Source organism: Paludibacterium flexuosum (genome assembly GCF_037076605.1).
GTDB lineage: Bacteria > Pseudomonadota > Gammaproteobacteria > Burkholderiales > Chromobacteriaceae > Paludibacterium.
On record NZ_AP029060.1, the window covers coordinates 490,121 to 502,319 of the forward strand.

At 63.8% G+C, this 12,199-nt stretch carries 13 protein-coding genes; 2 read left to right on the forward strand and 11 right to left on the reverse strand.

Annotated elements, in window-relative coordinates; translation table 11 throughout:
- Positions 1 to 35: 35 nt before the first annotated feature.
- On the forward strand, positions 36 to 1,793 hold the full coding sequence (locus AACH39_RS02340) for an NAD-dependent malic enzyme (RefSeq protein ID WP_215776127.1): 1,758 nt from the start codon (positions 36 to 38) through the stop codon (positions 1,791 to 1,793).
- Here AACH39_RS02340 and AACH39_RS02345 read toward each other — a convergent pair.
- From AACH39_RS02345 to AACH39_RS02360, 4 genes are all read right to left on the reverse strand, one after another.
- On the reverse strand, positions 1,780 to 3,090 hold the full coding sequence (locus AACH39_RS02345) for an SGNH/GDSL hydrolase family protein (RefSeq protein ID WP_215776124.1): 1,311 nt from the start codon (positions 3,088 to 3,090) through the stop codon (positions 1,780 to 1,782). The two genes, AACH39_RS02340 and AACH39_RS02345, sit on opposite strands and share 14 nt — an antisense overlap.
- 84 nt (positions 3,091 to 3,174) lie before the next feature.
- The gene (locus tag AACH39_RS02350) at positions 3,175 to 3,624 is read right to left on the reverse strand and encodes a GNAT family N-acetyltransferase (protein WP_215776121.1); all 450 of its coding nucleotides are present in this window, start codon (positions 3,622 to 3,624) and stop codon (positions 3,175 to 3,177) included.
- On the reverse strand, positions 3,621 to 4,394 hold the full coding sequence (locus tag AACH39_RS02355) for a CDP-diacylglycerol diphosphatase (protein ID WP_338620805.1): 774 nt from the start codon (positions 4,392 to 4,394) through the stop codon (positions 3,621 to 3,623). The genes AACH39_RS02350 and AACH39_RS02355 overlap by 4 nt, the downstream gene beginning before the upstream one ends.
- A gap of 43 nt (positions 4,395 to 4,437) precedes the next feature.
- Positions 4,438 to 5,712, reverse strand: coding sequence for an SGNH/GDSL hydrolase family protein (locus AACH39_RS02360; protein ID WP_215776116.1), 1,275 nt, complete (start codon positions 5,710 to 5,712; stop codon positions 4,438 to 4,440).
- A gap of 174 nt (positions 5,713 to 5,886) precedes the next feature.
- On the opposite strand from AACH39_RS02360, the gene AACH39_RS02365 reads away from it, so the two are divergent.
- On the forward strand, positions 5,887 to 6,318 hold the full coding sequence (locus AACH39_RS02365) for a pyridoxamine 5'-phosphate oxidase family protein (RefSeq protein WP_215776113.1): 432 nt from the start codon (positions 5,887 to 5,889) through the stop codon (positions 6,316 to 6,318).
- Positions 6,319 to 6,321: 3 nt separating this feature from the next.
- Here the strand turns inward: AACH39_RS02365 and cobU are convergent, their stop codons facing one another.
- Genes cobU through cobO form a run of 7 tightly spaced genes read right to left on the reverse strand, consistent with a single transcriptional unit; the run spans position 6,322 to position 12,199 of the window.
- On the reverse strand, positions 6,322 to 6,873 hold the full coding sequence (cobU, locus tag AACH39_RS02370; RefSeq protein WP_215776111.1) for a bifunctional adenosylcobinamide kinase/adenosylcobinamide-phosphate guanylyltransferase: 552 nt from the start codon (positions 6,871 to 6,873) through the stop codon (positions 6,322 to 6,324).
- Positions 6,858 to 7,424 (reverse strand): histidine phosphatase family protein, encoded by a 567-nt coding sequence (locus tag AACH39_RS02375; protein WP_215776107.1) that lies wholly within the window; start codon positions 7,422 to 7,424, stop codon positions 6,858 to 6,860. Before AACH39_RS02375 ends, cobU begins: the two co-directional genes overlap by 16 nt.
- A 4-nt stretch (positions 7,425 to 7,428) precedes the next feature.
- Positions 7,429 to 8,463 (reverse strand): nicotinate-nucleotide--dimethylbenzimidazole phosphoribosyltransferase, encoded by a 1,035-nt coding sequence (gene cobT, locus AACH39_RS02380; protein ID WP_215776104.1) that lies wholly within the window; start codon positions 8,461 to 8,463, stop codon positions 7,429 to 7,431.
- Between the two features lie 26 nt (positions 8,464 to 8,489).
- A complete protein-coding gene (locus tag AACH39_RS02385; protein WP_338620806.1) occupies positions 8,490 to 9,260 on the reverse strand; it encodes an adenosylcobinamide-GDP ribazoletransferase in 771 nt (256 codons plus the stop codon).
- Positions 9,260 to 10,294: a nicotinate-nucleotide--dimethylbenzimidazole phosphoribosyltransferase gene (gene cobT, locus AACH39_RS02390; protein WP_338620807.1), complete on the reverse strand. Its 1,035-nt coding sequence runs from the start codon at positions 10,292 to 10,294 to the stop codon at positions 9,260 to 9,262. Before cobT (AACH39_RS02390) ends, AACH39_RS02385 begins: the two co-directional genes overlap by 1 nt.
- Positions 10,294 to 11,595, reverse strand: a complete 1,302-nt coding sequence (locus AACH39_RS02395; RefSeq protein WP_338620808.1) for a cobyrinate a,c-diamide synthase — start codon at positions 11,593 to 11,595, stop codon at positions 10,294 to 10,296. The genes cobT (AACH39_RS02390) and AACH39_RS02395 overlap by 1 nt, the downstream gene beginning before the upstream one ends.
- 1 nt (position 11,596) lies before the next feature.
- Entirely contained in the window at positions 11,597 to 12,199 is a 603-nt protein-coding gene (gene cobO / locus AACH39_RS02400) for a cob(I)yrinic acid a,c-diamide adenosyltransferase (RefSeq protein ID WP_215776096.1), read from the reverse strand.

The window sequence follows — 12,199 nt, forward strand, 5'->3', positions numbered from 1 at the left end:
GAAAATAGCGGCTATCCTCCCGAGAAAGAGTCAGCATGCGCGCTACCCACCAGTCCGACGATCGCATCCGCTACGCCGAACCACTCAGTATTGAAACCGATCTGCGGGAATTCGACGTCCTGTCCAACCCGCTGCTGAACAAGGGCACGGCCTTTACCGAGGCCGAACGTGACGAGCTGCATCTGCATGGTTTTCTGCCGCCCTCGATCCAGACGCTGGAAGAGCAGGTGGCCCGTCGCCTGCAGGCCTTGCGTGCGCTGGACAGCGACCTGGACCGCTATGTGATGCTGCGCGATTTGCAGGACAGCAACGAAACGCTGTTTTACGCCTTGCTGACGCAAAACATCGAAGAGATGCTGCCGCTGATCTATACCCCGACCGTCGGCGCCGGCTGCCAGCGCTTCAGTCATCTGTATCGCCGTCCGCGTGGCCTGTTTCTCAGCTATCCGCACAAGCATCTGATTCGCCAGATCCTGTCCCATCCGCATTTCGATGCCGTCGAGGCCATTGTGGTGACCGACGGCGAGCGCATCCTTGGTCTGGGCGATCAGGGGGCGGGCGGCATGGGCATCCCGATTGGCAAGCTGGCACTGTACGTCGCCTGCAGCGGACTGAATCCGCGCACGACCTTGCCGATCATGCTGGATGTCGGTACCGACAATGCGGATTGTCTGGCGGATCCGCTCTATGTCGGCTGGCGCCACCAGCGCGTACGCGGCGCCGAATACGATGCCTTCATCGAGGAGTTCGTCAGTGCCGTGCGCGAGCGCTGGCCCCATGTGCTGCTGCAGTGGGAAGACTTCGCCAAACACAATGCCAACCGTCTGCTCGGGCGCTATCGCGAGCAACTGTGTACCTTCAACGATGATATTCAGGGCACCGCAGCCGTCGCCACCGGCACACTGCTGGCCGCCATCAATGTCACTGGCGTGCCGCTGACCGAACAGCGCATTGCCGTACTGGGGGCCGGTTCCGCCGGCTGCGGCATTGCTGCGCTGATTCACCGTGCCCTGGTCGAGGCCGGCCTGACCCCGGAAGAGGCCGATCGCCGCTTCTGGCTGGTCGACCGCCATGGCCTGCTGGTCGAGGGCTTGCCCTCATCCAGTGGTCTGGAATCCTTCCAGCAGCGTTTCGTCCAGCCTGCGGCTGCCGTCGCTGACTGGGGGCCGGCAGAGCATGGCCAGTACAGCCTGCTCGATGTCATGCGGCATGCCCACCCGACGGTTCTGATCGGCGTTTCCGGGCAGCGCGGTGGTTTCAGCGAAGCCGTCGTCCGCGAGATGGCACGTCATGTCGCGCAGCCGGTGATCTTTCCTTTGTCCAACCCGACTGCCAACAGCGAAGCCCGGCCAGCTGATCTGCTGGCCTGGACAGCCGGTCACGCCATTATTGGCACCGGCAGTCCGTTCGAGCCGGTGGAGCGGGATGGCCGTGCCTTCAAGATCGACCAGACCAATAATTCCTACATCTTCCCCGGCGTCGGCCTGGCGGCCGTGGCGCTGAAAATCCAGACCATCCCCGACAGTCTGTTCATGGCCGCCGCCAAGGCGCTGGCTGCCATCTCGCCGGCACGCGCCAACCCGCGTGCCAACCTGCTGCCGCCGGTCAGCGACCTGCGCCGTGTTTCTTACTGTGTGGCACTGGCCGTCGGCCTGCGCGCCTTCCATGAGGGCCTGCTGGACGGTGACATGACACTGGATCGCATCGAGCCGACGATTCGTGCCCATATCTGGGAGCCGCGCTACCCGATCCTGCGTCATGTCACGCATCGTGATGACGTCATGACCTGGTAGCTGCCTGCAGCAGGGCGGCGACGCGATCTGCCAGCACCTGATGGGTATGTGCCGTCGGGTGCAGCGGGTCCCAGAACAGGTAGCGGTCGGCGTTGCGGCATGCCGGACTCGGGGTGTAATGCCCGAAATAGGGCAGCTTGCTGTCGGGCTGAATCGCCAGGCAGTTGTCACGGACATTCTCGACCTGGTACTGCTGTGGCCGGGCAATCACATCGTCGAACAGCGCATGCGCATCAAACAGATGTAACTGCAGTGAACTGCCGTGACGCTGGCGCAGTGTTTCCAGCAAGGCCGCCAACAAGCGGTTGAAGGTGTCGACCTGGCGTCCCAGTTGCTGACTCTGGTTGCCCGCCCGGGCCAGCGGAGTCTGCGCCAGATCCGGCAGATTCAGGACCAGCAAATGACGTGCGCCCTGGGCAATCAGCTGGCTCAGGGCGCTGTCCAGATCCCCAATCACCTGCTCGGGTGTCCGTCCGTAGTTGATCAGATCGTTGCCGCCAATCCACAAGGTAAACAGGCTGCGTTCCGGCCGGTAGGCCGGATCAGCCCGGGCGTACTCCTGCCAGGAGGCCACCTGCTGGCGCAAGCCGGGCAACACGACCTTGCGATCTCCCGCGGCACCGCCGATAGCCCAGTTGTAATGCGGTAAAGACAAGCGCTCCGCCAGCCGTTCCACCCAGACCCGGTCATTGCTGAACCGCCCGAGAAACCAGGTTTGGTTTTGCGGCAGCCGCCACTGAGACATGGCATACATGTTCTGCGTGTCCGACAGGCTGTCACCAAAGGCTATCAGCCTTTCCAGGCCGGCCGATGGGTCGATGCTGGCCAGCGACCAGATGGTGTGGTTGTAGGAGAGGGCATTATTGGCCGCCGAGACCATGACCGGTTCGCGGCCCCCTGCCTGGTCACGCAGGGTCTGCCGGCAGACTTCGCGCAGACTGGCTTGCGTGGCATCGCTGTAAAACATGCTGCGCCAGGGCAGAATGCCGCCGGCACGCCAGACGCCCTGCAGGCGGAAGTAGTCTCCCGAAGCCGGGTCGCGCGCCCACAGATAGGCACTTTCCGGGTGGTTGGGGTCATTGCTCTGGCGATAATGGCAGCGCAAATAGGTAAACGTGGGTTTGTCGAACGGCAAGGGGGTGATCCGGGGTTGCCGGTGCAATTCGCTTGCCGAGAGTGGGTGCTGAACGGACAGAACGCCGTCCAGACGATCGTCAGGCTGGGGGCTGGCCAGGGCGGCCGTCGTGAAAGCGCACCAACAGAGCGCCAGGAGACGGCAGCGGAATGATTTGCTCATAATGTGGTCGTCGCGGCTATGCCGTCAGAGTGATAACGACCGCATCGTGGCGTCGAACGCCAAAACTGGCGACTGGTCGGGTGATCAGGCCCCGACGGGGGGCCAGCCTCGCCCCATGGCAATCACGTCAATACCCAGCGTCTGGTACGCCTGCATGCGTTGCTGCAGCACCCCCGGCAAATCGGCCAGCGCCAGCCGCTGCAGGCCAATCTGGCCATAAAAACGTTCCAGATGCCGGAACGGCAGCGACAGACAGGGTTCGTCGCCGATCAGCGGCAGCAGATGCCCCAATAGTTGCGAGCCAATACCGAGGCGTCGGTAGTCCGGCAGGACCTGCATGCCGCGCAGACAGCAAAAACCTGCCTCCGGGCACAGCCGTACAATCCCTACCAGCTGATCACCGCGCCTGGCCAGCAGAACCCGGTCATGGGGGGCAATCTCGGTGCCGGCATAGCCGCAGAGATCATAAAACGCCTGGGCTTCCTGGCGCTGGGCTGGCGTCGCCAGCCGGAAAGACATCAGATTCTGGTTCATGGCTGACGTAACACCTGGCAATCGTGATCCTGGACATCGCCCTCCGACGAAGCAAAGTCGCCATGCAGCAGGTCTGCTTTGTCGGTCAGCAGATAAAACCCTTCCGAGCCATCGGCAAAGCGGGCGCCGACAGCCGCCAGCGTCTGCTCGGCCATGCTTTGCGGCGCACCGGGCAGCGACGCAGCCAGCACCTTGAAGGGATTGAGTGTGCTCAGTGTGGCGTCATGCAGTAGGCGGACCTGATAGGCATGACCATTCAGTCCGCCCGGCAGGGGTTGCCATGCCGTACCCAGCGAGGGTGCCAACTCCGCCAGACGATGCTTGAGGGCCAGGCTGACGCAGGAAATATGGATGTGCAGCTGATTCTGGCTGCGTCCCGGCCGGGAATTGACGGTGAGGGCGACGTCCGTGCGGTCGATGGCCTGGCCGCGACGGCGAGCCATGGCGCTGCGCGCCTGCCAGGCTGCGGCAAAGTAATTGGGGGCGCTGTCGTTCAGTAGCCAGGGGGACTCGATGCCGCTGACTCTGGCCGTGGGCAACAGCAGGTATTGCAGCCAGCCATGCCGGTCCTTCAGCAAGGCGGTGCCCTGTGCTTCGCCCCGGCTCAGGTCGACGTTGTCGCAGGGGGCCGGGGGTTGCTGACCCTGCTGCTGACTCGGCACACATTGCTCGTGAACGATGCGCCACAAGGCATCGGGATCGGCGCAGGCGGCCAGTGGCAGGCAGCAGAGAAGGCAAATCAGCAGAGGGCGCAGGCGCAACAAGGTCATGTCTGGCTCCGGCGATGCGATGGGGCTGATTATTCAATCTGCCTTAGCGCTCGTCCAGCAATATTTGATTGGCCTGTGGTGCCGCCGCCCTGTCGCCGCCCAGCCACATGCCTTGTTGCCGGGCAAATTGCAGGACATGGTGTGCCAGCAGTTTGTGTGTGCGCGTCGTGGGGTGCAGCGTATCCCAAAACACATAGCGATCGGCCTCGATACAGTCAGCGCGCAGGGTTTGGCGAATGTTGTAGGGCAGCAGCGGATGCGCCGGCAGGTCGAGGCAGGATTGTGCCGTATTGTCCATCTCGTAATACCAGGGGCGGTCCAGCAAGTCATTGAACATGGCTTCGGTATCGAACAGGGTGATGTCGAGTGCCAGATGCCCCTGACGCAGCGTCTGTACCAGACCGGCCAGCTGGTGATTGAAGTCGCGTACCTGTTGGCGCAGCAGCAGGCGGTCACGATGCGCGGCCGCCGGTGTGCGACTCAGGTCCGGCAGATTCAGCAGCAGGAGATGCCGGGCACCGGCATCCGCCAGCGTCTGCAGTGCCTGTCGAATGGCGGCGATGCTCTCCGAGGGGGTGCGGCCATAGTTGAACAGGTCATTCGCCCCGATCAGCACGCTGAACAAGGATTGCTCCGCGCGATAATCGGGATCGGCCTGCATGTAGCCGCGCCACGAATCTACCTGTTGCACCAGGCCGGGAACCACCAGATGACGCTCTCCGGCGGCCCCGCCGACTGCCCAGTTATACAGCGGTAGTCCCAGCATGCGGGCCAGGTGTTCCACCCACACCGGCCCATTGCTGAAGCGGCCGATGAACCAGCTGTGCCTGTCCGGCATGATCCACTGCGAACCACTGAACAGGTTCTGAGTGTCAGAAAGGCTGTCGCCGAAACTGATCAGACGGTTAAAGCGCTGACCCGCCGCGAGCGGCAGCGCGGCTTCCCGGGTCCAGATGGTGTAGTTGTAAGAGGCCCGCTTGTCCGCTGCGGCCAGCATGACCAGCGGTCCCGGCTTGTGCTGGCGCGACAGCGTTGCCTGGCACGCCGCCTCCAGTGCCCCCGGTGTGCTGTTGCTGTAAAACATGCTGACCCAGCTGGGCTTGCCCTGGCGTACCCAGTGACCGTAGACCCGGTAATCGTTACCCGCGGGGTCCTGTGCCCAGACATAGCCGGTCTCCGGGTTCTGATTGCCGGCGACCTGTTTGTAGTAGCAGCGCAGAAAGGTATGGGTCTCGCCGGCCGGCAGCCGGGCGGACAGCAGCAGGAGGGACAGCCCGCACAGCAGTCGGGTCAGGATGGGCATGGTGGGCCGTCGCATCGGCAAGCCTCCTCAATCACAGGTTCCCTCTGGTTCAAACCGATGGGGCTTAAGCCTTGATGATGAATGGAGATGCCTGAACTGCCTGCCGGAACTTAGTCCAGTTTGCGACTGCCTATGGGTATGTTGTTACCTTTTTTTCATCTTTGATGATAATTGCGTAAGGAGATGTCGATGCAGCGACAAGCATTTCGTACCCTGGTCGAGCAAACCCGCCTGTGCTGGCTGGCCTCGGTCGATGTGCAGGGTCGGCCGATGGTGAGCCCCAAGGCCGTGTTTGCCCCGTACGGGGAGGCCGACCTGGTGATTGCCAATATTGCCTCGGCACAAACGGTCAACAACGTCCGGCACAATCAGCAAGCCAGTGTCAGTCTGCTCGATCAGAGCGGCCTGAGCGGCTTGCGTCTTCAGGGGCGTGCGCAACTGGTCGGTCCGGAGGATGCACGTTTTGCCGATGTCAGACGCCCCTTGCTGGCCAGAACCGCAGGCCAGTGGCCGATCGACAGCGTGATCCTGCTGCAGGTCAGCGAGGTGGCGCCGCTGGTCAGCCAGCCGGAAGGAACGGTGGGCGCGGACGGGCAGACCCATCCGCTCTGGCTGGAGTAAGGCTCAGGGCCCTTTCAGCACCAGCGGCAGACCGGCCAGCAGCATCACCACCTGCTGGCACTGCCGTGCCACCGCCTGATTCAGCCGACCGGCCTCATCGGCAAAGGTGCGTGATACTGCGCCCCAGGGAACGATCCCCATGCCGACTTCATTGCTGACCAGCAAGACCTCGCCCGGCAGTGTCGGCAGGACCTGCAGCAGGGCCTGGCGTTGTTCGCCAAAGCGTGCCGGCAAGGCAATCGGACCGACCTCCGGGTATGGCTGGTCACGGTCGAACAGCAGATTGCTCAGCCACAGCGTCAGGCAATCGACCAGCAGCAGATTGTCCGGCCGACTGTGGCGCTGCAGGGTGTCGGCCAGGGCCAGTGGCTCTTCCACGGTCAGCCAGTGCGCCGGTCGTTGTGCCCGATGCCGGGCAATGCGATCCGCCATCTCGACATCCCCGCTCTGGGATGTGGCGATATAGATCACCTCCTTGCCACTGGCCTGTGCCAGCGACTCGGCATGGGCACTTTTACCGGAGCGCGCCCCGCCCATGATCAAGGTGCAAGACATGGTTTCTCCCGGCCCAGCCAGTCGGATGACAGGGTGAGCATGGTGCCGTAGCCGATCTGGTGCATGCCCTGAGCCGCCGTTTCGGGTGGCAGCCCCTGGCTGAGTGCCAGCAACAGCCGGATCACGCCGGCATGACACACCAGGACGGCATCCCGGATACCGGCGTCCGCCAGGGTCTGGCAAAAGGACTGCAGCCGGCCGGTCATCTGCCAGAGGCTTTCGCCCCCGCCAGGCCGGTAATGCCGCAGATCCTGTGTCCAGGCGTCGACCTCAGCCGGATTGATATCCTGCCAGAGGCGGTTTTCCCAGCAGCCAAAATCCATTTCCATCAGGCGATCATCGTACAGCACCTGCCCGGGGGCCAGGACTTCGGCCAGCCGGGCACAACGCTGCAGCGGACTGCTATACAGGGGCACGCCTGCGGGCAGCGCTGCCCGCAGAGCCTGCCCTGCCTCTGTCAGGGCCTGATCGCTGACCCCGAGGTCACTGCGGCCATAACAGCGGCCGTCCGCCTGCTCGGGGCGAGGATGTCGAATCAACCACAGTGCCATACGCTTACTGGCACTGCTGGCTGACAGCGGCAGACTGGAAGGTCGCCATCTCGCGCATGAAATTCACCGCGGCCTGTACGATAGGCAGGGCCAGTGCCGCACCGGTGCCTTCGCCGAGGCGCAGGTCGAGGTGCAGCAACGGCTTGGCACCCAGTCTGGCCAGCATGCGCGCGTGGCCGTTCTCCTGCGACGCATGGGCGAACACGCAGTAGTCAAGAATGGCTGGTTCCATCTGTGACGCCACCAGCAGGGCGCTGCTGGTGATAAAACCATCGATCAGCAGCAGTTTGCGCATGGCAGCCGATTGCAGCATGGCGCCGGCCATCATGGCGATTTCAAACCCCCCGAAGGTGGCCAGCACGCTTTGCGGGTCGCACAGCTTGCCATGCCTGGCCACGGCAGCCTCGATCACCTTCTGCTTGTGCAGAATGCCCTCGCTGCTCAGTCCGGTGCCGGCACCGACGCAGTCGGCCACCGGTGAACCAGTCAGTACGTGCATCAGTGCCGCGGCTGCCGTGGTATTGCCGATCCCCATCTCACCGAAACCGATGACGTTGCCCGGGATGTCACGGGCCAGCGACATGCCGCGTTCCAGTGCCAGGGCACACTGCTCGGGCGTCATGGCTGCTTGCCGGGCAAAGTTGGCCGTGCCGGGGGCGACCTTGCGGTCGATCAGGCCATCACGCACGCCAAAATCATGGTTCACCCCGGCATCCACCACATGCAGGGCGCAGCCGGTCTGGCGCGCAAACACGTTGATGGCGGCGCCATTGGCCAGGAAGTTTTCCACCATCTGCCAAGTGACGTCCTGAGGATAGGCCGACACGCCTTCGGCCACGACACCGTGGTCGCCGGCAAAGACCAGGATGGCCGGCTGGTTCAGTTCAATTTCCACGCGCTGCTGGATCAGACCGAGCTGGCTGGCCAGTTCTTCCAGACGTCCCAGGCTGCCGATCGGCTTGGTCTTGTTGTCGATGGCTGCTTTGAGTCTTTCAGCCAGTCCCAGATCGTGGGTTGGTTTGATATAGGGGATCTGCATGTCTGCTCCTGAAGTTGTTATAAGGATCAATGAGGTAGTGCGGCCAACAGGCCAAGATAGAGGGCGACTTCGCTGACCTGCTGCACGGCGCCCAGGCAGTCGCCGGTGTAGCCGCCGATGCGGCGCACGAACAGTCGGGCCAGCCAGAGCGTGCTCACGGCGGCCAGCAACACAGCCAGCATCAGGGCCCGTGCCGGCAGACCGAGCCAGTGCGCCAGCCACAAGGCGGGCAACAGGCCGCTGAGCAGGGCCAGGGCAAAATCGCCATGACTCATGTGCTGTGCCACCGCGCGTGCTTTGCTGTCACCGCTGCGGGCATAGTCGAGGCGCCAGATCAGCAGGGTGGCCATGAAGCGGGAAACCGGATGGGCCAGCAGCAGGGCGGCCGGCAGCCCGCCTGCGGGCAGCTGGCTCAGGCTGACAAATTTCAGTCCGCAGATCAGCAGCATGCCGACCAGGCCGAAACTGCCGACGCAGGAGTCCTTCATGATCGCCAGCACCCGTTCGCGCTCCCAGCCCCCGCCAAAGCCGTCACAGACGTCGGCAAAACCATCTTCGTGCATGGCGCGGGTCAGATAGGCGCTGAAGGCCATCGACAGCACAATGGCGACCGGCAGGGGCAGCCAGTGTTGTGCCAGCAACAGGATGGCGCTGGTGAGGGCGCCGACCAGCAGACCGACCAGCGGGAAAAAACCGGCCGCGTGGCTCAGCCAGTTGCTGTCGAATCCTACCCAGCGCGGGATCGGGATGCAGGTAAAGAACTGCAGGGCAATGAAAAATCGGCGCAAAGGGTTCATCACGGCGTGGCCTCGCTCACGGCCGCGGACTGGAAGGTGGCCATCTCGCGCAGAAAATTCACGGCGGCCCGCACATAGGGCAGGGCCAGCGCGCAGCCCGTGGCCTCGCCCAGGCGCAGGTTCAGATGCAGCAGCGGCTCAACGCCGAGGAAAGACAGCATGCGTGCGTGGCCATGCTCATCCGAGCAATGAGAGAACACACAGTAGTCCAGCAGCGCCGGCTGCAGGCGCAGTGCCACCAGCAGGGCACTGGTGGCGATGAAACCATCGATCAGCACCACCTTGCGCAGCGCGGCAGCCTGCAGCATGCCGGCGGCCATCATGGCAATCTCAATGCCGCCATAGCAGGCCATGATGTCCAGCGGGTCTGGCGGCCGTCCATGACGCGCCAGGGCACGTTCGATGACCTGCTGCTTGTGCGAGATGCCGGCGGCAGACAGTCCGGTGCCTGCCCCGACGCACTGTGCCAGCGGGATGTCGGTCATCAGGTGCATCAGCGCCGCCGACGGCGTGGTATTGCCAATGCCTTTTTCACCAAAGGCCACCACATTGCCGCAGAGGCCGGCCACCACTGCCATGGCTCGCTGCATGGCCAGCTCGCATTCCGCACGCGTCATGGCCGGCTCATGAACAAAATTGCGGCTGCCATGCCGCACCTTGCAGTCGATCAGGTCGGGGCGCGGCGCAAAATCATGGTCGACGCCGCCGTCAACGATGTGCACTTCGAAGCCATGTTGCCGCGCCAGCACACTGCTGGCGGCACCACCGGCCAGGAAGTTCTCCACCATCTGCCGGGTGACACAGGCGGGGTAGAGCGAAATCTTTTCCGCTGTCACGCCATGATCGGCAGCGTAAATCACCATGGCGGGCCGGGTGATCTGCACGTCGGCGGTCTGCTGGATCAGGCCGATCTGCCGTGCCAGGGTTTCCAGTTTGCCCAGGCTGCCGAGCGGCTTGGTCTTGTTGTCGATGGCGGCCTGAAGCCGGTTCGCCAGCTCAGGGTTGGCAATCGGCTCAATGAATGGAATCTGCATCAGTCAGTCCTGGGGCCGCCAAACAACCGGCTGGCAGCCAATGGGTTGGAGGGGAACCAGGCGTGCAGATAGCTCGCCAGGATCGGGCCATGTGCATAAACGGCCTCGCCCGCTTGCGTGCCACTGGCCCGGCGGGCATGCGTCAGCGGTGTCAGTGCCGTGTGCAGGCTGGAGTAGTGAAAGGTGTGACCGCGCAAAATCTGACCATCCAGCTCGACCTGCTGCAGCCCGAGTGCGGCCAGCCTTTGTCCCATGGTGGCATGACCGGGCAGCAGACCGAGCAGCATGCCGGACTGGCCATGACGGTCAGTGAGCCGGTCCAGCAGGTAGAGCATGCCGCCGCATTCCGCGTACAGGGGTTTGCCGGCCGAGACATGCTGTGCCAGAGCGGCCGCTGTGACGCGGCAGTCCGACAGGCGGGCGAGATGCAGTTCCGGATAACCGCCCGGCAGCCAGACCGCATCGCAGTCCGGCAGCGGTTGATCCGCCAGCGGCGAGAAGAATGACAGTTCGGCCCCCATGGCCCGCAGACATTGCAGATTGGCTGGATAGAGGAAGGAAAAAGCCGCATCCCGCGCAATGGCGATGCGGCACCCCGTCAGGTGCGGCCGGATGGCCGGTTGTTCGACGGGGGCGAATGTCACGGCCGGCGGCAGCGCGGCCAGGCCGGTGTTCGCCATCTGTGCTGCCGCACGTTGCAGCCGGGCCTCCAGATCGGCGATTTCCTGCGCCTGCACCAGACCGAGATGCCGTTCCGGCAGGCCCATCTCGCTTTGCCGGGCGACATATCCCATGTAAGGGATAAAGGACGGTATGCCCTGTTGCAGCATTTCTGCGTGGCGCGCGCCGGCGACATGGTTGGCCAGCACGCCGTGAAAGCGCAGCGCCGGGCGCAGGCTGCTGAGGCCCAGGGCGATGGCCCCAAAGGTCTGTGCCATGCCGGCCGCGTCAATCACCGCCACCAGCGGCAAGCCGAAACGCTCCGCCAGGTCGGCCGACGAGGGCGTGCCGTCAAACAGCCCCATGCTGCCTTCCACCAGAATCAGATCCGCCTCGGCCGCCGCCTGGTAGAGTCTGGCACGACAATCGGCCTCGCCGGTCATCCACAGATCCAGCGATTCGACCGGGGCACCGGAGGCCTGCTCCAGCACGTAGGGGTCAAGAAAATCCGGGCCGACCTTGAACACCCGCACACGCCGACCCTGATCGCGGTGGTAGCGGGCCAGACCGGCCGTCAGCGTGGTCTTGCCCTGGTGCGAAGCCGGGGCCGTCATCATCAGGGCGGGGCAATGGCGCAGCATGTCAGAACTCCACCCCGGCCTGGGCTTTGATGCCCTGCTCGCGATAGGGGTGCTTGACCAGCCGCATCTCGCTCACCAGATCGGCGGCCTCGATCAGCGCCTCGGGTGCATGGCGGCCGGTGATGACCACATGCAGGCTGGCCGGTCGCGCCGCCAGCGTAGCCAGGACCTCGTCCAGCGGCAGGTACTGGTATTTGAGAATGACGTTCAGTTCATCCAGGATCAGCATGTCGTACTCGCCACTGGCGATCATCTCGCAGGCCTGTTGCCAGCCCTGACGAGCGGTAGCGATATCGGCCTCGCGATTCTGGGTGTTCCAGGTATAGCCCTCGCCCATGGTGTAAAAGTCGCAGTTGTCGAAACTGCCCAGTACATCGCGTTCGGCGGTATACAGCGCCCCCTTGATGAATTGCACGACCCCCAGTCGCATGCCATGCCCCACCGTACGCAGCCCCATGCCGAAGGCAGCGCTGGACTTGCCCTTGCCGGTGCCGGTATGCACGATCAGCAGGCCCTTTTCCTTGGTGGCGGCGGCCTTCTTCTTCTCAAAGCCGGCCTTGCGCCGCTGGGCCATGCGCAGATGATCATTCGGATCGGTCTTCAT

Bases quoted from the DNA above. Each gene is read 5' to 3' on its own strand.
- AACH39_RS02340 (WP_215776127.1), top strand. From the start codon at position 36: ATGCGCGCTACCCACCAGTCCGACGATCGCATCCGCTACGCCGAACCA.
- AACH39_RS02345 (WP_215776124.1), bottom strand. From the start codon at position 3,090: ATGAGCAAATCATTCCGCTGCCGTCTCCTGGCGCTCTGTTGGTGCGCT.
- AACH39_RS02350 (WP_215776121.1), bottom strand. From the start codon at position 3,624: ATGAACCAGAATCTGATGTCTTTCCGGCTGGCGACGCCAGCCCAGCGC.
- AACH39_RS02355 (WP_338620805.1), bottom strand. From the start codon at position 4,394: ATGACCTTGTTGCGCCTGCGCCCTCTGCTGATTTGCCTTCTCTGCTGC.
- AACH39_RS02360 (WP_215776116.1), bottom strand. From the start codon at position 5,712: ATGCGACGGCCCACCATGCCCATCCTGACCCGACTGCTGTGCGGGCTG.
- AACH39_RS02365 (WP_215776113.1), top strand. From the start codon at position 5,887: ATGCAGCGACAAGCATTTCGTACCCTGGTCGAGCAAACCCGCCTGTGC.
- cobU (WP_215776111.1), bottom strand. From the start codon at position 6,873: ATGTCTTGCACCTTGATCATGGGCGGGGCGCGCTCCGGTAAAAGTGCC.
- AACH39_RS02375 (WP_215776107.1), bottom strand. From the start codon at position 7,424: ATGGCACTGTGGTTGATTCGACATCCTCGCCCCGAGCAGGCGGACGGC.
- cobT (WP_215776104.1), bottom strand. From the start codon at position 8,463: ATGCAGATCCCCTATATCAAACCAACCCACGATCTGGGACTGGCTGAA.
- AACH39_RS02385 (WP_338620806.1), bottom strand. From the start codon at position 9,260: ATGAACCCTTTGCGCCGATTTTTCATTGCCCTGCAGTTCTTTACCTGC.
- cobT (WP_338620807.1), bottom strand. From the start codon at position 10,294: ATGCAGATTCCATTCATTGAGCCGATTGCCAACCCTGAGCTGGCGAAC.
- AACH39_RS02395 (WP_338620808.1), bottom strand. From the start codon at position 11,595: ATGCTGCGCCATTGCCCCGCCCTGATGATGACGGCCCCGGCTTCGCAC.
- cobO (WP_215776096.1), bottom strand. From the start codon at position 12,199: ATGAAGACCGATCCGAATGATCATCTGCGCATGGCCCAGCGGCGCAAG.